At 72.4% G+C, this 18,711-nt stretch carries 16 protein-coding genes and 1 pseudogene; 6 read left to right on the top strand and 11 right to left on the bottom strand.

What is annotated here, in order from left to right; genetic code table 11:
* Positions 1–89: 89 nt before the first annotated feature.
* Positions 90–1,091, bottom strand: a complete 1,002-nt coding sequence (locus JW592_RS09200; protein WP_209264448.1) for an ATP-dependent DNA ligase — start codon at positions 1,089–1,091, stop codon at positions 90–92.
* A 403-nt stretch (positions 1,092–1,494) separates the two neighbouring features.
* Between JW592_RS09200 and tdh the strand changes: the two genes are divergently transcribed.
* Genes tdh through JW592_RS09185 form a run of 3 tightly spaced genes read left to right on the top strand, consistent with a single transcriptional unit; the run spans position 1,495 to position 4,672 of the window.
* Complete coding sequence (tdh, locus tag JW592_RS09195) at positions 1,495–2,523, top strand: L-threonine 3-dehydrogenase (RefSeq protein WP_209264447.1); 1,029 nt, start codon at positions 1,495–1,497, stop codon at positions 2,521–2,523.
* Positions 2,524–2,558: 35 nt separating this feature from the next.
* A complete protein-coding gene (locus JW592_RS09190) occupies positions 2,559–3,776 on the top strand; it encodes a glycine C-acetyltransferase (RefSeq protein WP_209264446.1) in 1,218 nt (405 codons plus the stop codon).
* The gene (locus tag JW592_RS09185; protein ID WP_209264445.1) at positions 3,773–4,672 is read left to right on the top strand and encodes a LysR family transcriptional regulator; all 900 of its coding nucleotides are present in this window, start codon (positions 3,773–3,775) and stop codon (positions 4,670–4,672) included. Before JW592_RS09190 ends, JW592_RS09185 begins: the two co-directional genes overlap by 4 nt.
* A 61-nt stretch (positions 4,673–4,733) precedes the next feature.
* Here the strand turns inward: JW592_RS09185 and JW592_RS33570 are convergent.
* From JW592_RS33570 to JW592_RS09150, 8 genes and pseudogenes are all read right to left on the bottom strand, one after another.
* Positions 4,734–4,904: pseudogene (locus JW592_RS33570) on the bottom strand (uracil-DNA glycosylase); the annotation flags it as partial.
* 30 nt (positions 4,905–4,934) lie between these two features.
* Positions 4,935–6,482, bottom strand: coding sequence for a serine/threonine-protein kinase (locus tag JW592_RS09180; RefSeq protein WP_209264444.1), 1,548 nt, complete (start codon positions 6,480–6,482; stop codon positions 4,935–4,937).
* Positions 6,475–7,263, bottom strand: coding sequence for a serine/threonine protein kinase (locus JW592_RS09175; protein WP_209264443.1), 789 nt, complete (start codon positions 7,261–7,263; stop codon positions 6,475–6,477). The genes JW592_RS09180 and JW592_RS09175 overlap by 8 nt, the downstream gene beginning before the upstream one ends.
* Before the next feature lie 134 nt (positions 7,264–7,397).
* Positions 7,398–8,546: a galactonate dehydratase gene (dgoD, locus tag JW592_RS09170; protein ID WP_209264442.1), complete on the bottom strand. Its 1,149-nt coding sequence runs from the start codon at positions 8,544–8,546 to the stop codon at positions 7,398–7,400.
* A gap of 15 nt (positions 8,547–8,561) precedes the next feature.
* Positions 8,562–9,422 (bottom strand): carbohydrate ABC transporter permease, encoded by an 861-nt coding sequence (locus JW592_RS09165; protein WP_209264441.1) that lies wholly within the window; start codon positions 9,420–9,422, stop codon positions 8,562–8,564.
* Positions 9,419–10,417 carry a carbohydrate ABC transporter permease gene (locus tag JW592_RS09160; protein ID WP_209264440.1) on the bottom strand — a complete coding sequence of 333 codons (999 nt, stop codon included), beginning with the start codon at positions 10,415–10,417 and terminating at the stop codon, positions 9,419–9,421. Before JW592_RS09160 ends, JW592_RS09165 begins: the two co-directional genes overlap by 4 nt.
* Entirely contained in the window at positions 10,414–11,745 is a 1,332-nt protein-coding gene (locus JW592_RS09155) for an ABC transporter substrate-binding protein (protein ID WP_209264439.1), read from the bottom strand. The genes JW592_RS09160 and JW592_RS09155 overlap by 4 nt, the downstream gene beginning before the upstream one ends.
* 159 nt (positions 11,746–11,904) lie before the next feature.
* On the bottom strand, positions 11,905–13,950 hold the full coding sequence (locus tag JW592_RS09150; RefSeq protein ID WP_209264438.1) for a beta-galactosidase: 2,046 nt from the start codon (positions 13,948–13,950) through the stop codon (positions 11,905–11,907).
* Positions 13,951–14,113: 163 nt separating this feature from the next.
* On the opposite strand from JW592_RS09150, the gene JW592_RS09145 reads away from it, so the two are divergent.
* Positions 14,114–14,842, top strand: coding sequence for a FadR/GntR family transcriptional regulator (locus tag JW592_RS09145; RefSeq protein ID WP_209264437.1), 729 nt, complete (start codon positions 14,114–14,116; stop codon positions 14,840–14,842).
* A gap of 47 nt (positions 14,843–14,889) precedes the next feature.
* On the opposite strand, the gene JW592_RS09140 is transcribed toward JW592_RS09145, so the two are convergent.
* Positions 14,890–15,951, bottom strand: coding sequence for an MBL fold metallo-hydrolase (locus JW592_RS09140; RefSeq protein ID WP_209264436.1), 1,062 nt, complete (start codon positions 15,949–15,951; stop codon positions 14,890–14,892).
* A 149-nt stretch (positions 15,952–16,100) separates the two neighbouring features.
* Here JW592_RS09140 and JW592_RS09135 point away from each other — a divergent pair, with 149 nt between their 5' ends.
* Together JW592_RS09135 and JW592_RS09130 are read left to right on the top strand one after the other, a co-directional pair.
* On the top strand, positions 16,101–17,009 hold the full coding sequence (locus tag JW592_RS09135) for a LysR family transcriptional regulator (RefSeq protein WP_209264435.1): 909 nt from the start codon (positions 16,101–16,103) through the stop codon (positions 17,007–17,009).
* Entirely contained in the window at positions 17,006–17,914 is a 909-nt protein-coding gene (locus JW592_RS09130; RefSeq protein ID WP_307805351.1) for a serine hydrolase, read from the top strand. Before JW592_RS09135 ends, JW592_RS09130 begins: the two co-directional genes overlap by 4 nt.
* Before the next feature lie 64 nt (positions 17,915–17,978).
* On the opposite strand, the gene JW592_RS09125 is transcribed toward JW592_RS09130, so the two are convergent.
* Positions 17,979–18,674: an HAD family hydrolase gene (locus JW592_RS09125; protein WP_209264434.1), complete on the bottom strand. Its 696-nt coding sequence runs from the start codon at positions 18,672–18,674 to the stop codon at positions 17,979–17,981.
* Positions 18,675–18,711 lie beyond the last annotated feature (37 nt).

The raw sequence follows: 18,711 nt of genomic DNA, 5'->3' as shown, positions 1-18,711 counted from the left end.
GTTGCAGATTGCGGGCGAGTGGTGGTTGCGCGCGCCCACGTGGCGGAGCCGCACATGAACACAGCCCCGCGCCCCCGAGGGGCGCCGTTCTAGCCCGGGTCGGGCTCGCCGAACTTCGGGACCTGGTCGGGACGCAGCTCCGCACGCACGCGGCGGGCCTGTACGGGGTGGCGCCAGCGGCCCTCGTCGAAGGCGACGTCCGCCTCGAATTCGACGACCCGGTCGGGGACGACACAGCGGTGGTCGAGGATGTCGCGGGTGCCCCAGCCGGAGCGGAAGCGCGCCCCGGTCCAGGGGTGGTCGGCGCCCGCGGGGGTGAGCATCCGGCCGATTTCGCGGCGCAGAACGTTGGTGACGGGCGCGCTCTGGGCGACCAGCCGGAGCACTCCGTCGGCGTCGTACCGGCCCAGGAGCAGCGCGTCGGGCGAGGTCACCGGGCCGGTCACCGCGCCGACGACGGCCTCGGCGGTGGCGCGGGCGCGCAGCTTGCGCCAGCCGCGTTCGCCTGGCCGGTAGGGCTGGCCCAGGCCCTTGACGACCATGCCCTCGACGCCGACCGCGCCCCAGGCAGGGTCGAGCCATTCGCTCGCCTGGTCCGGGTCGGTCGTCATCGGGCACAGCGCCCAGGGCGGCTGAAGGTCGTGCCGGGTGAAAATCTCCTCCAGCAGGGCGCGGCGCTCACGGTAGGGGCGGGCCATGGTCGTCTCGTCGCCGAGCTGGAGCAGGTCGAAGGCGATGAAGTGGGCCGGGTGCGCGGCGGCTGCGGCCTCGGCGCGGCGCCCGGTGCGCTGGGCCCTGGACTGGAGCGCGGAGAAATTGACGGCTCCCTCCTCGATCACCACCAGCTCCCCGTCGAACACGGCCTCCTCACCGAGTTCTGCGGCGGCCCGCAGGATGTCGGGGAAGCCGGGTGACAGATCGGTTCCGCGGCGCGACTGGAGGTGGGGCGCGTCGGCGCGAGCGAAGAGCAGTACGCGGTAGCCGTCCCACTTGGCCTCGTAGGCGAGGCCGGGCGCGCGGGGCGGCACATCGACGGTGCGGGCCGTCATCGGGGAGATGGGCGGGACGAGCCGCCTGTCGTTCTCGCCCATAGGTCACATATAGCCGGGAATGGCCGGCCTCGCGACCCGAAGAGGCGCTGGACCGGGCGCGCCCCGAAAGGGCGCGGGGAACTGCTCCCCTGGGGGCCCCTCCCGGCCGGAGGCTGGGGGACTTCGGCCGGGAGGGGCCCCAAAGCCACAAACCACCCGCAGCCTGCAACGGCCAGCAGGGGGCAGCCCCTGTCCAGCACGCACCCGGCGGCGTACGCGGGGAAGCGCGGCGTATGAAGGGAACCTGCGGGCGAGGTTAAGAAATCCTCGATGGACCCTGGAGCACCTGTACGGCACATTCGTCCCGGCGGTGCGCGCGAAAAGCGCCGCCCCCATCCCGTTCCAGGGCACAGGGCCGGCCGGCCCTGTGCCCTGCGTGGCGCGAGACGACAGGAGCCGTGGCGTGAAGGCGCTGGTCAAACAGAAGGCCGAACCGGGACTGTGGCTGGCCGATGTGCCGGAGCCCCAGGCCGGGCCCGGCGAGGTGCTGATCAAGGTGGAGCGGACCGGTATCTGCGGCACCGATCTGCACATCCGCGACTGGGACGGCTGGGCCCGGCAGGCGGTGTCCGCGCCGCTGGTGGTGGGGCACGAGTTCACCGGCGAGGTCGTGGAGACCGGCCGGGACGTCACCGACATCCGGCCCGGCGACCGGGTGAGCGGCGAGGGCCACCTGGTGTGCGGCAAGTGCCGCAACTGCCTGGCCGGGCGCCGGCACCTGTGCCGCGCCACGGTGGGGCTGGGAGTCGGCCGCGACGGCGCCTTCGCCGAGTACGTGTCGCTGCCCGCGGAGAACGTATGGGTGCACCGCGGCCCGGTGGACCCGGACATCGCCGCGATCTTCGACCCGTTCGGCAACGCGGTGCACACCGCGCTCTCCTTCCCGCTGGTCGGAGAGGACGTACTGATCACCGGCGCGGGCCCGATAGGGCTGATGGCGGTGGCGGTGGCCAAGCACGCCGGGGCGCGGAACGTCGTGGTCACCGATCTGAGCGAGGAACGTCTGGAGCTGGCCCGCAAGGTCGGCGCCTCGCTCGCGCTGGACGTCTCGCGGGAGAGCATCGCCGACGGCCAGCGGACGCTGGGGCTGCGCGAGGGCTTCGACGTCGGTCTGGAGATGTCCGGCAACCCGGTGGCGCTGCGCGACATGCTCGCCAACATGACCCACGGCGGAAAGATCGCGATGCTCGGCCTCCCCACCGAGGAGTTCGCCGTGGACTGGGCGCGGATCGTCACCTCGATGATCACGCTCAAGGGCATCTACGGCCGGGAGATGTTCGAGACCTGGTACGCGATGTCGGTGCTGCTGGAGGGTGGGCTCGACCTCTCCCCCGTGATCACCGGCCGGTACGGCTACCGCGAGTTCGACGCCGCCTTCGACGACGCGGCCAGCGGGCGCGGCGGCAAGGTCGTCCTCGACTGGACCTGCTGAGCCCCCACCCCTTCCACCTCCTGGAGACCCCTGGCATGTTCGATTCCATACGCGACCAGCTGCGCGCCACCCTCGACGAGATCACCGCGGCCGGGCTGCACAAACCCGAGCGGGTCATCGGCACCCCGCAGTCGGCGACCGTCGAGGTGACCGCAGGCGGCCGCCCCGGCGAGGTGCTCAACTTCTGCGCCAACAACTACCTGGGCCTGGCCGACCACCCCGAGGTGCTCGCCGCGGCGCACGCGGCCCTCGACCGCTGGGGCTACGGAATGGCCTCGGTCCGCTTCATCTGCGGCACCCAGGAGGTGCACAAGGAGCTGGAGGCCCGGCTCTCGGCCTTCCTGGGCCAGGAGGACACCATCCTGTACTCCTCCTGCTTCGACGCCAACGGCGGCGTCTTCGAGACGCTGCTGGGCGAGCAGGACGCGGTGATCTCCGACGCCCTCAACCACGCCTCGATCATCGACGGCATCCGGCTCTCCAAGGCCCGCCGCCTCCGCTACGCCAACCGCGACATGGCCGACCTGGAGAAACAGCTCGAGCAGGCGCAGGACGCGCGGCGACGGCTGATCGTCACCGACGGCGTCTTCTCGATGGACGGCTACCTGGCACCGCTGCCCGAGATCTGCGACCTGGCGGAGCGCTACGACGCGATGGTGATGGTCGACGACTCGCACGCGGTCGGCTTCGTGGGCGCCGGCGGGCGCGGTACGCCCGAGCTGCACGGCGTCATGGACCGGGTGGACATCGTCACCGGCACCCTCGGCAAGGCGCTGGGCGGCGCCTCGGGCGGCTATGTGGCGGCCCGCGCCGAGATCGTCGCGCTGCTGCGCCAGCGCTCGCGCCCGTATCTGTTCTCCAACACCCTGGCGCCGGTGATCGCGGCGGCCTCGCTGAAGGTGCTCGACCTGCTGGAGTCGGCCGGTGACCTGCGGGAGAGGCTGAGGGCCAACACCGAGCTGTTCCGCCGCCGGATGACCGAGGAGGGCTTCACCCTCCTCCCGGGCGAGCACCCCATCGCGCCCGTCATGATCGGGGACGCGGCCGAGGCGGCGCGGATGGCCGAGCTGCTGCTGGAGCGCGGCGTGTATGTCATCGGGTTCTCCTATCCGGTGGTGCCCAAGGGGCAGGCCCGCATCCGGGTGCAGCTCTCGGCGGCCCACTCCACCGAGGACGTGGACCGGGCGGTCGACGCGTTTGTCGCATCCCGGGCGGAGCTCGCGAAGGCGACTGGGGGACAATCGGCAGCGTGATCGAAGCGCGGCGGCTGCACATCCTCCGTGCGGTGGCCGACCACCGCACGGTGACCGCCGCTGCCGCCGCGCTCTATCTGACCCCTTCCGCCGTCTCCCAGCAGCTGACCGCGCTGGAGCAGGAGACCGGCCACCGGCTGGTCGAGCGCGGCACCAAGGGAGTACGCCTCACCCCGGCAGGGGAGATCCTGCTCGCCCACACCAACGAGGTCCTCGCGCAGCTGGAGCGGGCCGAGGCGGAGCTGGCCGCGTACGGCTCCGGCGCGGCGGGCCGGGTGGACCTGGCCTCTTTCGCGACCGGGATCGGCCTCGTGGTGGCCCCGGCGCTCGCCCGGCTGGCCCGTACGGCGCCCGGTATCCGGGTACGGGTGCAGGACGCGGAGGGGGACGCGAGCCTGCCGATGGTGCTGGACCGGGAGACGGACGTGGCGGTGGCCGTCGAGTACCGGGGCGCGCCGAGCCCTGACGACCCGCGGCTGACGCGGGTACCGCTGTACGCGGAGCCGTTCGACGCGGTGCTGCCGCAAGGGCACAGGCTGGCCGGTGCAGAGCGGGTGCCGCTGGGCGAGCTGGCCAAGGACACCTGGATCGGCCCCTTCCCCGGCAACCCGTGCCACGACGTGGTGGTGCTCGCCTGCGAGCACGCGGGCTTCGAGCCGGTCATGGAGCACTTCTCCGACGACTTCAGCGCCGTGGTGGCGCTCGCCTCAGCGGGCGCGGGCGTGGCCCTGGTACCGCGCTCCGCGCTGCTCGGCACCGAGCCGGCCGGGGTCGCCGTGCAGCCGGTCGAAGGCGCGGCGCCGACGCGGCGGGTCTTCGCGGCCGTGCGGCGCGGTGCGGAGGAACACCCGCTGATCAGCCCGGTGCTGGACGCGTTGCGCGAGGCCGCCGGCTGAGGGGTGCCCCGGCAGCGGACGCAAGAAGTTTCTCCGCATGACCTTCTCCGACGCGTGCATCCCCCTCGGCGGCCGCCGGTTCGACCCGCAGGCCGTGCCCGAACGCCGGGCGGGGGCGCGGGACGTGCCAGCCGAAGGCACCGAGGGCGACCACGGTGCGCACCGTGGGGTGCAGCAGTTCCATCTCCCGTACCAGCCAGGGGCGGCTGGTGTCGCGCTCGGCCGGGGTCGGCCCGGCGCCCTGCCGTGCGCCGCCGGGCCGTCAGCCGGTGTAGTCGTCCAGATAGCGCTCGACGCGAGCCACATGCGACCGCACCCGTGCCGGGACGCCCCCGGCCTCGATGACCGTACGGGAGCTGGTGCGGTACCCGGCGGCCATCAGCCCGGGCAGGTTCTCGCGCATGCCCTCCTTCTTGTACTGCCGGTCGAGCCAGCATACGAAGTCAGACATGGCCGAGATCGCGTCGGCCGGTGACATGTAGCTCTTCCTGCCGTCGCGGTCGCCGTCCCTGGCCCAGCCCTTGAAGACGGACGGGGTCCACATCGCGATGCCGTACTCGTCGGTTGCGGGCCGCCTGGCGTCGGCGTCGAAGCCGCTCTCCGCCTTCAGCATGGCGGCGAGGAGGGCGGGGGTGACCTCCTTCTCGGCGCACTGCAGCGCCGCCCTGGTGATGACCGGCCGCAGCTTTTCGGGCACGTCGGAGTCCGCGGGGATGGCGCCGGAGACGGACGGTGAGGCGCTGGGTGCTCCCCCGCCCCGTGAGGTGCCCCGGTCGTCCTCGGACTGGAGGAGGACGACGGTGCCGACGGCCACGAACGGAACGGTGACGGCGGTGGCGAGGGCGGTCAGGCGCCGCCTGCGGCCCGTACGCAGCCGGCCGAGGAGGCGTGGGCGCGGCCTGCCGGTGCGCTCCAGTTCCCGGACGCGGTCGGCGAGCCGTCCGGCGTCGAGCGCCGCTCGTGAGGTGTGGTCGGGCCCCAGGCAGTCGGAGATCAGCTCTCGCCAGTGCTGCGGGAGGCTGCCGTCCAGCCGGAGCTCGGCGTTGCCGCGCGCGTATGCCTGGGCGCCCAGCGCGCGGGCCCGCGGGGTGCTGCCGGGGAAGGGGTGCAGTCCGCCGGTGAGCACCTGGTGGGCCAGGACCCCGAACGCCCAGATGTCCGCGGTGGGCCGCACCACGCTGCGGCCGCCCTCGCGGTCGGACCACCACTCGGGCGGTACGTGGTCGAGGGAGCCGAGCGGCGGCACATAGGCGTGGGTGCCGTCCAGTTCGGCGGTGAGTCCGAAGTCGCCCAGCCACACCTCACCGTCGCAGGACAGCAGGACGTTGCCGGGCTTGAGGTCGCCGTGCACCCAGCCGCGTGCGTGGATGTGTGCGAGCCCCGCGCTGACGCCGGCGAGAACGCGGGCCGCGTCCGGCAGCGGCGCGCGCCCCTCGCGGGCACGCGCCGTCAGCCGTTCCTGGAGGCTGGCCTCGGCCCGGTCCATGACCAGCGCGGTGACGCCGTCCAGCTCAGGGCGGTCGGCGTCGTGGACGGTGAGGGCCTCGCGGGTGCGCACCACGTTGGGGTGCCGGGCCTCCAGGCTGAAGCGGACCTCGCGCCACACCAGTTGGGCCATGGACTCGCGCTGTCCTGGCGGCAGCAGGTGGGTCGGCAGGAATTTGACCGCGGCCCGGGTGCCGTCCGCTGTGCCGCGCGCCGCGTAGACGACGCCCCAGCTGCCCCTGCCGATCGGTCCGGTCAGTTCCCAGTCCCCCACCCGGTAGCCGACGGGCAGGTCGAGTCGGCCGGCCGGGTCGCCATCAGTCATGCGCGCCGCTCTTGCTCCGGCCGGGCCGCGCGGGGCGCAGCAGCGTGAGGTGCTCTTCGCGTACGAGGTCGAAGCGGAGGGCGAGGGCGACGAGTTCGGCGCGTTTGTGGTGGGGTCCTGTGGCGCGTTCCCCGTCGTTGCGCAGCCGCAGCTTCACCGTCGCCAGGTACTCGATGTGGTAGTTGACGGCGGAGCGCGTCAGCTCCTGGCAGCACTCCACGGCGCGCAGCCGGTCGAGGATCTCGCTGACGCCGGGGATGGCTCCGCTGGAGGGGTCGCGCAGCCGCGGCTCGCACAGGGCGAGCAGCACCAGGAAGTACTTGGCCGTGTGGTCGAGCGTGAACGGGCTCTGGGTCGGCTCCCCCGACCGCACCGCTCCCAGGCCGCCGTCCAGGTACATGTGCTCAGGCGCGAACACCTTGAAGTGCACCTCGCCGTCGCGGGAGGGCAGCACGACCCTGGAGAACTCGAACGGGACAGGCGCGCCCAGCCTGCCGGGCGCGACCTTGATGTGCTCCCCCGCGCCCTCCATGTTCTCCACCACGTAGGTGACGTTCCCGCTGTAGTTGGACAGCCGCCAGTAGTCCTCGGCCGCGGTGATCTGGCCGGCCCGCCGGGAGACGCCCGGGTCGGGCAGGGGGACCTGCACCGGGCTGTCGGGCCCGCCCCTGCCGAAGTCCGCCGTCTCGCCGGGGCCCAGGTGCAGCAGATGCGGCCGCGCGGTGAACTCGCCGGTGTGGTGGTCCTGTTGCTCCGGCAGCTGAACGATGACCGTGTCCAAGATCTGCCTCCCCCTTCGGCCGCGGGCATCCTATATCGGCCCTGACATCTGTCAGGGGCCACGCTGAACGCTCACCTGCCAGTGTGGAAGGTTTTCAGCCGCAGCCCACCCGCTCGTCACCCCCCAGGGTTACCTCACCACTCGGCGAACGATCCGTCCGGGTGACGCCATACGGGGTTGTGCCAGCTCGCGGCCTTGCCGTCGGCCTCGCGCACGGCCTTCTCGTCCACGGCCACCCCCAGCCCCGGCCCGGTGGGGCGGAGCAGATGCCCGTCGTGGAAGCGGAAGACCTCGCGGTCCACCACGTAGTCCAGCAGCTCGGCTCCGGCGTTGTAGTGGATGCCGATGGACTGTTCCTGGATCAGGAAGTTCGGGGTGCAGAAGGCCAGCTGGAGGCTGGCGGCGAGGGCCAGCGGGCCGAGCGGGCAGTGCGGGGCGAGAGCCACGTCCCACACCTCGGCGAGCGAGGCGATCCGCCGTACCTCGGACAGGCCGCCCGCGTGCGAGAGGTCCGGTTGGAGGACGGCGACCCCGGCGCGGAGCGCAGGCAGCACCTCGGTACGGGAGAAGAGGCGCTCCCCGGTGGCGATCGGCACCGTGGTCGCCGCGGTCACCCGGTCCAGCAGATGGGTGTACTCGGGCAGTACGGGCTCCTCCGCGAACATCGGTCCGTACGGTTCCAGCACGGCCAGTGCCCGGACGGCCCCCGCCGCGGAGAAGCGGCCGTGCAGGTCGACGGCGAAGTCGCGGTCGGGGCCCAGCACTTCGCGGGCCGCCTCGGCGCGCGCCGCCAGCGCGTCGAGGGCCGCCGGGGTGGGCAGCCGGTCGGTGCGCCCGGAGGCGTTCATCTTCACGGCGGTGAAGCCGGCCGCCACCTGCGCCGCCACCTGTTCGCGTACATCGGCCGGCTCGTCGCCGCCCACCCAGCCGTAGGCGCGCGCCCTCTCGCGCACCGGCCCGCCGAGGAGCTGGTGCACGGGCGCGCCGTACGCCTTTCCCGCCAGGTCCCACAGGGCCTGGTCGAGGCCCGCGACGGCCGAGGAGAGGACGGGGCCGCCGCGGTAGAAGGAGCCCTTGGTCATCACCTGCCAGTGGTCCTCGATGCGCAGCGGGTCGGCGCCGAGCAGGAACTGCTCGGCGAGTTCGGCAACGGCGGTGCGCACGGTCCGGGCCCGGCCCTCGACCACGGGCTCGCCCCAGCCGACGAGCCCGCTGTCGGTCTCGATCCGGCACAGCAGCCAGCGCGGCGGTACGGCGAAGGTCTCCACCCTGGTGATCCTCAAGAGCTTCTCCTCCTGCTACTCCTTGACGCTTCCCTCGGTCAGCCCGGTGCGCCAGTAGCGCTGGAGTACGAGCATGGCGACGGCGAGCGGGATGACGGAGACGAACGCGCCTCCGACGGTGTACTGGGTCAGTTCCGGCGCCCGGTCGGCGGCCTCCTTCCAGGTGACCAGGCCGAGGGTGATGGGGTACTTGCGGTCGTCGGAGAGCATCGCCAGGGGCAGGAAGTAGTTGTTCCAGATGTGCACGAACTGGAACAGGAAGACGGTCACCAGCGCCGGGGTCATCAGCCGCAGCACGAGGGTGAAGAAGATCCGCTCCTCCCGCGCGCCGTCCACCCGGGCGGCCTCCAGCAGGTTGTCGGAGATCGCGGACTCGGCGTAGATCCGGCACAGATAGACCCCGAAGGGGCTGACGACGCTGGGGATGAGGACGCTCCAGTAGGTGTTGGTCAGCCCCAGCTTGTTGAACATCAAGTAGAGCGGCAGCGCCAGCGCCGTGGACGGCAGCAGGACGCCCGCCAGCACACACCTGAAGACGGCCTCCCGGCCCCGGAAGCGGTACTTGGCCAGGGCGAAGCCGGCGGCGGCCGACAGCAGTGTGGCCAGCAGCGCCCCCACGCCCGCGTACAGCAGGGAGTTGAGCGCCCAGCGGGGGTAGATGTGGTCGTTGTAGGTGAACACCCGGGTCAGGTTGTGCCACAGCCGCGGGTTGTCGAACCACAGCCCGAAGCTGCCGTAGAGGTCCGCGTTCGACTTGGTGGCGGCGACGGTCAGCCAGTAGACGGGCAGCAGGAAGTAGCAGGCGGCCAGCGCGAGGAACGCCACGAGCAGAATCCGGCCCGGACGCGGCGCCCCGCCCGGCGGGGAGGCGGTCATCGGCCGTCCCTCCGCTTGCGGTTGACCAGGCTGAGGAAGGTGAAGGACAGCACCATCGCCACGGCGGCCAGCAGTACCGACTTCGCGGCTGCCAGATGGACATTGGCGTTGCCGAAGGCGTCGAAGTAGGCGCTGAGGTTGGGTGTGTAGTCGCTGGTCACCGCGGGTGCCAGTCTCTTGAGTACCAGCGGCTCCGCGAACAGCTGCATGGTGCCGATGATCGAGAAGACGCAGGTGAGGACCAGGGCAGGACGCACCAGCGGCAGTTTGATCCGCAGCGCCGTCTCCCACGGACCGGCTCCGTCGATCCTCGCAGCCTCGTAGAGTTCCTCCGGGATCGACTTGAGCTGGGCGACGATGACCAGCATGTTGTAGCCGGTGAACTCCCACACCACGATGTTGGCGATGGACCACAGGACATTGTCGTAGCCCAGGAAGTCCGGCTGGACATCCAGCTTGCCCAGCAGATCGGTGACCGGGCTGATCCCCGGCACATACAGAAACCCCCACAGCAGGGTGGCGATGACGCCGGGGACGCCGTACGGCAGGAAGTAGGTGGCCCGCAGCAGCCCGGCCCAGCGGTCCTTCACCTGGTCGAGCAGGAGGGCGAGGACGAGCGCCAGCAGCAGCATCACCGGCACCTGGACGGCACCGAACAGCAGCACGCGGCCGAAGCTCTCCAGGAAAGCCGTCTGCTCCAGCGCCAGCGCGTAGTTGTCCAGCCCGGCGAAGGCCACCGACGGCTCGCCCAGGCCCAGCGGGCCGGAGCGTTCGACCTTCAGCAGGCTCTGGTGGACCGCGTACCCGATCGGCAGGATCATCGCGAACAGATAGACGGCGAGGAACGGGGCGAGGAACGTCCACGCCTTGCGGTCGGGCCGGGCGCTGCGCCGGCGGCGGGCGGGTCCGGCTCCGCCGCGACCTGCAGGTGGCGCTCCGGTGGGAGGCGTCCCGGTGGGACGCGGTGGCCCGGTGTCGGTGCCGGAGGTCGTCATCGGGCGCTCCTCGCATCCAGGCCCTTGGCCTGGAGGTCGTCGACGAACATGCCCTGGGCGTCGGCGAGCGCCTGCTGGAGGGTGCCGTGACCGGCGACGGCGCGGCCGATGTTGTCCTGGATGTGGGCGTAGGACTGGGTGGTGGTGGGCGCGAAGCGCCAGCTGGTGTCCACGTTGCGGTCCGACGTCCGGAAGACCTCGTTGTAGACCTGGCCGCCGAAGAACGGGTCGGGCTTGTCCAGCGGGGAGCCCGCCAGCTCCAGCTCGGCCGAGGGCCAGCCGTATCCGGCGGCCACCAGCAGCTCGATGCTCCGGAGGTCGGTGTTGAGCCAGTGGGCGAACTTCAGCGCCTGGGCCGGGTGCCGGGTGCCCTGCAGGATCGCGGTCGCCGAGCCGCCCCAGTTCGCCGAGGCGTGCTCACCCCTCTCCCACTGGGGCAGCTCGGCGACCCGCCACCTGCCCTTGGTGCCGGGTGCGTTGCCGCGCAGGAGGGCGTCCTGCCACTGGGCGCCGAGCCAGCCGGCGAGCTGCCCGGTCTGCAGGCCCTTGAAGAAGGAGCTCTGCGAGTCCTGGAGGGGAGCGACGAGCTTGTCGCGGACCATCCCGTCCCAGAAGTCGGCGACCTGGCGCGTCTTCTCGTCGGTCAGGTCCACGATCCAGGTGTCGCCCTCGGTGCGCACCCAGTGGGCACCGCGCTGCCAGGGGAACGAGGCGAACCACTGGGCATTGACGGGCGGGAAAGCGGTGACGAACGACTCGCCCCCGCTCCGCTTCTTGATCTTCCTGGCGGCCTGCCGGAACTCGTCCCAGGTGCGGGGCACCTCCAGGTCCCAATTGTCGTACAGGTCGGCGCGGTAGAAGAACCCCATGGGTCCCGAGCCCTGCGGGATGGCGTACGTCCGGCCCGCGAAGACGCCCTGCTGCCACTGCCAGTCGACATAGTGCTTCTTGAGCCGGTCGGCGCCGTACGCGGTGAGGTCGGTCAGGCCACGTACCAGCATGAACTCCGGCAGCGCGTAGTACTCCACCTGCGCCAGGTCGGGCGGGTCGCCCGCCTTGAGTGAGGCGTGCATCTTCTGGTATCCGCCCGAGGTGTTGGCCGGGACCGTCTGCACGGTGACGTGGATGTCGGGGTGCAGCTTGTTCCACAGGGCGACGGCCTTCTGCAAAGGGACCCAGGTCCAGAAGACGAGGTTCACCCTCTCGCCGGGTGCGCGGTGTGCTTGCCGCGTCATCCGGGCCGCGCCGGCCTGCTCACCGCAGGCCGCCAGCGCGGGGCTTGCGGCTGCGGCAGTGGTTGCCGCCAGGAGAGTTCTTCGGGTTGGCATCCGACCTCCTTGTCGGAGAGGCTCAGTCTTTTCCCGCCGCGACGGCGAGGACCGTATGAGCGGTGTCCGGCGGTGCCGGGCGGCGGCAACCCGCCGTTGTACGACGGGAGGCGGCCGACTGCCGGTGTGCTGTGGCTGGTCGCGCAGTTCCCCGCGCCCCTAACTGGGCGCCATCTCTTCCAGTACGGCCACGCCGCGCGGCGGCAGGGTGAGAGTGGTGGTGGGCTCGGCGGAGGTGAGCAGATTCCGCATGGGGTGCGGCAGAGCCGGCGTCGCCGGGGCGGAGCCGTGGTTGAGGAGGAAGAGGAAGCGGCCGTCTGCTCCCTCGCGCCTGGTGGCCTGGACGCCTGGTGGCAGGCCGGGCAGTACGGGGGCCGCGCCGGATTCCTCGCGCACCCGGTCCATGAGGGTGCGCATCAGTGCGGGTTCCGGGCGGGTGCCCGCGTACCAGGCCACGCCGGCGCCGAAGGGGTGCCGGGTCAGTGCCGGGCGCCCGGCGAGCTCGCCGTCCCCGAACGTGGCCAGGGCCTGGGCCCCTTCCAGGTCGATGGCCTCCGACCACAGGTCGGCCCGGCCGCTCAGCTCGCCGCGCAGGGACACCTCGGCGCCCTCCGCCAGCGGCCAGAACTCCTCGACCCGCAGCCCCAGCACCTCGCGCAGCGGCGCCGGGTAGCCGCCGGGGTGGACGCGGTCGCACTCGTCGGCGATGCCGGTGAAGTACGACACGAACAGGTGGCCGCCGTCGCGTACGTAGGCCGTGAGCCGTTCGGCTGTCTGTTCGCTCAGCAGATACAGGTTGGGCACGACCAGCAGCCGGTAGCGGCCCAGTTCCCGGTCGGGCGGCAGGATGTCGCAGAAGACGCCGGCCTCGAACAGCGGCGCGTAGTGGCGCAGCAGCGTCTCGCGGTGGCTGAGGGCCGAGGAGGGGTGAGAGCCCTGTTCCAGCGCCCACCAGCTGTTCCAGTCGGCCAGCAGCGCTACTTCGGCCGTGCAGCGGGTGCCGGCGAGCTGCCCCACCGTGGCCAGCTCCTGGCCGAGCGCGCTGACCTCCCGGAAGATCCGGGTGTCCGTCCCGGCGTGCGGCACCATCGCGGAGTGGAACTTCTCGGCGCCGCCCCGGGACTGGCGCCACTGGAAGAAGAGCACCGCGTCCGCGCCCTGGGCGATCGCCTGCCAGCTCCACTGCCGCATGGCGCCTGGCGGCTTGGGACTGTTGCGTGCCCGCCAGTTGACGGCGCCCGGTGCCTGTTCCATCAGCATCCAGGGCTGTCCGTGACCGGCGCAGCGTGTCACGTCGAAGGCGGCGGCGGCGTCGATGTGCGTACGGGGGTCGTAGGGCTCGTGGTAGTAGTCAAGCGCGGTGACGTCCTCGTAGGCGGCCCAGCGGAACGGGTCGACCGGCTTGTGGTGCGGCATGTGGTTGGTGGTCACCGGCACGTCGGGGGTGATACGGCGCAGCACCTCACGCTCGGCCAGACAGCACCGCAGCAGCGCGTCGTCGCTGAAGCGGGCGTAGTCCAGCTGCTGGGTGGGGTTGGGGTGGGTCGGTGTGGTGCGCGGCGGCAGGACCTCCTCGAAGTCGCCGTAGCGCTGTGACCAGAACGTGGTGGACCAGGCCGTGTTGAGGGCTTCGACGGTGCCGTAGCGCTCGCGCAGCCAGCGGCGGAAGTCGGCGGCCGACACGTCGCAGTAGCAGACCGGGTTGCTGCAGCCGTACTCGTTGCCGATGTGCCACAGGGCCAGGGCCGGGTGTCCGGCGTAGCGGGTGGCGAGCTGTTCGACGAGGCGGACGGCATACCGGCGGTAGACCGGGCTGGAGGGGCAGTAGTGCTGCCGGGAGCCGGGCCACCTGCGGGCGCCCTCGGCGGTCGCCGGCAGGATCTCGGGGTGCTGCCGGCTGAGCCAGGGCGGCGGCGAAGCGGTCATGGTCGCGAGGCAGACCTGGATGCCGGCGTCGGCGAGGCCGGCCATGACGCGGTCGAACCAGTCGAAGTCGTAGGTGCCGGGCTGCTGTTCGACCAGGCCCCAGGAGAAGATTCCTGCGGTGACCATGGTGACCCCGGCCTGTCTCATCAGCCGGAGATCCTCGGCCCACACCTCCTCGGGCCAGTGCTCGGGGTTGTAGTCGCCGCCGAAGTGCAGACGGGCGGGCTCGAAGGCGGGGATACCGGTGCGGGTTGTCGGGTGGTGGTCGGCTGCCGTCATAGGTGCGCGCCCCCTGCGAGGAGTCGGGTGCCGGGCAGAGCGGAGGACCGTGATGACGCCGGACCGTACAAGAACTCGTTATTTATGAATAGTTCCTTGACGGCCATCCGTCCGGGATCGTGGACTGGAACCGCGGGTGTACGCGGACGCAACGGGAGGTCGGATGGCGGGGTACGCGCCACGGGGTGTGCACGGACAGACCGTGGAGGCCCTCGCCCACCGGGTGCTCAGCGGAACCCTCCGCGAGGGCAGCACCCTCGATCTCGGGTCGCTCCGGGCCGAGTTGGGCGTCAGTCTCACCGCGCTGCGCGAGTCCCTGAAGGTGCTGGCTGCCAAGGGCATGGTCGACGCCCGGCAGAAGCGCGGCACCTTCATCAGGCCGCGTACCGACTGGAACCTGCTGGACGCGGACGTGCTGCGCTGGCAGTTCCAGTCCGCCACCACGGCGTCCGAGGCCGCCCCTCCCCTGCTGCGGGACCTGGACGAAGTGCGGGGCATCGTGGAACCGGCCGCGGTGCGGCTCGCGGCCGAGCGCCGTACCGACGCCGACCTGGCCGCGCTGGAGCGGGCGCTGGCCGCGATGTGCGAGGCGTCCGACGGGGCGCCCGAGGCGGTCGAGGCGGACCTCGCCTTCCACCGGGCGCTGCTGGCCGCCTCGCACAACGAGCTGCTCGAGCGGATGGAGATGGTCATCTCCACCGTGCGGGCGGCCCGTGATCGGCTCGTTCACGGGCCGGGTCACCATCCGCTCGACCCGGTGCCCAGTCACCGTGCGGTGCTGGACGCGGTGCGTGCACGGGACGCCGACGCCGCGGAGGACGCCATGCGGGGGTTGCTGGCGCAGGCCGCGCAGGATGTGGCGCTGCTGCGGGAGAGGGCTCCCGAGATGTAGAGAGTGCCCCCTCTCCGGCTCCGGGGAGGGGTGGGAGGACGCGGGGATCAGAGTTCGAAGGGTTCCAGGTGGCGGGGGTCGACGACGCGGGTGCCGGGGCCGACCACGTCGCGGAGCCTGTCGACCGCCCCGCGGTTCACCGTGTCGTGAACCGCGGGATCGTCCAGCGGCGTCACCATGTCGTCGTGGTGGCTCGGCACGACGACGCGGGGCGGGCCGAGGGCTTTGACGGCGCGGGCGAAGTAGTCGTGCACGGCCGCGTGCCCGCTGGCCCCCAGCACCAGGACGTCCGGGGTGGCGCCGGAGACCTCACGCGCGGCGAAGTTGGCCGTACCGCTCAGGAACATCACGCTCAGCCGGTCGCCCACCGTCACCTGGTAGCCCAGCGTGCCGCCCTCCACCAGGTCGCCCAGCGTCCGGGGCCGGGCGGGCGGTGCGGTCAGGGTGCCGTACGGGTCGAAGCCGTAGCCGCCGACCTGGCTGTGCAGACTGCGCACCACCTCGACGGTGCAGTCGGGGCGTGTGCGCTTACCGGACGGCTGGAGCGGATGACGCAGCACCTCACCGCCGGAGACCAGGACGGGGCGGTGAGCACGCCCCTTGCCGGGGACGCCCATGGCTTTCAGCAGGTGCAGATGCGTCTCGGTGCCCAGCACGTTGATCTCCGCGCTCCGCCAGGACGGGTGGTCCAGGAGGTAGGGCACATCCGCGATGTGGTCCCAGTGACCGTGCGTCAGCAGCACGAACTCGGGAGCGCCGGTGAGGTGTTCACCGAGCACCAGGTCGATGATGCGCTGATCGACCTCCAGCTTCCTGGTCATGTCGGCGTTGCCCGCGGAGTCCGTGAAGCGCTGCCGGGTCAGATACGGGTCGACCAGCAGCCGGTGCCCGTCGAACGTCAGCTCCCAGCCCGCGACCCCGAGCCAGCGCAGCCGGACGCCGCTGCGCCCCCGGGCGCCGCTGCCGCGTGCGGGGCCTTTCTCGCGCGCCGCCGCCGGGGCGGCTGCGGCCGCCCCCGTGACGCCGGCGGCCCCGGCGGCGACGCCGGTCCGCAGCACACTGCGACGGCTCGGACTGCTGTGCGCTGCTGCGGGCTGCTGAGAGGACATGGGGTTGCTCCTTCATCTGATGCGGTTTCCACTGCTGTTCGTGTCCGGGCCCGGGGAAGGGAGTCAAGCCGCAGCCGCCGTCCGGTGTCGAATAGGCTCTCGGCCGTGTGCCGATTCGCTCGGCGTATCACCGCAGACCATGGGGGCACATGCTGACGGAGCGGCACCTGGAAATCTTCGTCGCGCTCGCAGAGGAAGGGCACTTCGGCGACGCCGCACAGCGCGTGGGCATCACCCAGCCACCCCTCTCGCAGGCGTTGCGGCGGCTGGAGGCGCTGCTGGGGGTGCGGCTGTTCGACCGGGAGCGCGGGGTCTCCCTCACCGAGGAGGGCGCACTGCTGCTGCCGCACGCCCGCCGGGCGCTCCTGGCCCTGACGGAACTACGGGAGACCGGGGCGCGGGAGCACGCAGACGGGCAGCGCCTGCGGATCGGCCTGCCGCCCGAACTGCCGCCGCCGCTGGGCGCGTCCGTCGCCGCCGCGCCCGTCCGCGCCGGCGTCCGCGGCCGGGTGTCGGTGCTGACGGCTCCCACGGCCGCGCTGCTGACGGATGTGTCCGCCGGCCGCCTCGACCTGGCCGTCGTCCGGCACCCCGCGGTGCTCCACGGGCTGGCCGCCGGCCAGGTGACGCTGCTGCCGACCTGGCTGCTGAGCCCGGACGGCGCTGACGTCCGTCCGGGAGGGCGGGCGGACGGGGCACGGGCCGCACGCCCGCTGCCGTACGCCGTCCGACCGCGCGCCGAGGCCCCCGCGGCGCACGACCTGTTCCTGGACACCCTCGCGGGACGCGGGCGCCGGGTGGAGACGGTGGTGATCTCGGACGAACGCGCCGGACTGGCCCTCGTCGCCGCCGGTCAGGCCGTACTCGTCACGGCCGACGAGACGCTCACGGCCGACAGCGTCAGCCGGCAGCCCACCAGCGACCCGGAGCTGCCACTGCGGCTGCGGGTGGTGTGGGACGCCCGGCGGTCGGCCACCGGGCGGACGGGCGAAGCAGCCGACGCCCTGATCGGTGCGCTGGCCGCGGCCGGCCGCACGGCCGGGGAGGGAGCCCGGTGAGCGGGGCGGTGCCCGGCGGGGCGATCGGGCGCACGCTGCGGGAGATGTTCGACGACGCCGGAGTGCGCGGCTGGCTCCACGTGGCCGAACTGCGCAGGCCCGCGGCGCGGATCACCGTCGACGCGGACGAGGCGGTGCTGATGGGCTCGGTCTACAAGGTGCCGCTGATGGTGGCCTACTGCCGCCAGGTGGACGCGGGCACGCTCGACCCCCGGCACCGGGTCACCCTGCCGCCCGGGGACCGGCTGCCGGGCCCCACCGGCATCTCGCTGCTCCAGGACGAGGTGTCGATGTCCCTGCGGGATCTGGTCGTGATGATGATGAGCGTCTCCGACAACGCGGCCGCCGACGCGGTCCTCCGCCACGTCGGGAGTCGGGCGGTCGAGGCCACCTGCCGGTCGCTCGGCCTCCTCCGTACCCGGATCGGCGGCGGGGCCGCCGACACTTTGCGGCGGCTGGTGGCCGAGACCGGCGCGGAGTCGGTGGACGCGGCGATGGCCCGGATCACCGACAACGACCGGGCGGTTCCGCCCGGCGTCTACGACCCCGCGTGGGCGACCTCCACCACCCCCGCCGAGATGGCGCACCTGCTGCGCGTCATCTGGCTGGACGAGGCGGCCTCTCCGGACAGTTGCGCTTTCATGCGCCGCACGATGGGCCTGCAGCCCTGGCAGCACAGACTCGCGTCAGGCTTCCCCTACGACGACGTAGCGGTCTACGGGAAGACCGGGACGTTCGGCGCCATGCGGCACGAGGCCGGGGTCGTGCAGCTGGCCGACGGCCGGTTGTACACGGCCGTCGTCTTCACCCAGGCCGCCCGCGCCGACCGGCGGCTGCCGCGGGCCGACGCGGTCGTCGGCGAGGCTGCCCGCGCCGCAGTCGAGCATCTGCGAGGCGCCGAGTAACGGCCGGGGCGCGCGGAGCACCCCGGCCGGAACGTCAGCGGGGCCGGTGCCGCGCCAGCCGCCCTCAGCTCTCCGGTGGCGCGGCGGGCGGATCGAGCAGTCGCCCCGCCACTTCGGTCAGGTCCGCTCCGACGACGTGCGGCTCCGCGAACATGTCGCCGTGCCGGCCCTCCAACCGGGCGCACCAGCCGGCCAGGCATCCGGCGCGTACCGCACCGTGGCAGTCCCAGGCGTGCACCGCCACCACGGCTGTCGCGGCGGGCGGCGCACCCAGCCGTTCGGCCGCCGCGTGGTAGAGGGCCGGTGCGGGTTTCCAGGCGCCCGCCTGGGCCGCGGTGACGACCTGACCGACGTACGGGGCGAGGCCGTTGCGCTCCAGGAACGCGCGGGTGACGGCCGCGTCGCCGACCGTCAGACAGCCCACCGTCACGCCCGCCTCGTGCAGCCGGCGTACGGCGGGCAGCGCGTCCTCGTACGAGGGAAGCTCGGGGAAACCGTCCAGTACGTGGGCGATCTGGTCGTCGGAGACGGACTGCCCGCTCTCCACCTGGAGCGCCTGCCGCGCCGCGAGGAGGAAGTCGGCGCTGTCCCCGCTGAGCGCGAGCGCCATGCAGTCGCGCTGCACGCGCAGGAACCAGGGGTGGAGCGCCGCCGCCGGCTGTCCGATCTCCTCGAAGCGGGCCGCAAGCGGGTCGAGTCGCATCAGCGTCTCCAGTACATCGAACGCGACGGCCCGCGGGCGTTGGAACGGCACTGCCATACTCGTCTCACCTCCGGTCGGCCGGACCCCCCCCGCG

Origin of the sequence: Streptomyces spirodelae (assembly GCF_017676385.1) — a bacterium.
Classification (GTDB): domain Bacteria; phylum Actinomycetota; class Actinomycetes; order Streptomycetales; family Streptomycetaceae; genus Streptomyces; species Streptomyces spirodelae.
The sequence above is the reverse complement of the archived record's forward strand: the minus strand, read 5'-3'. Positions and strand labels throughout refer to the sequence as shown.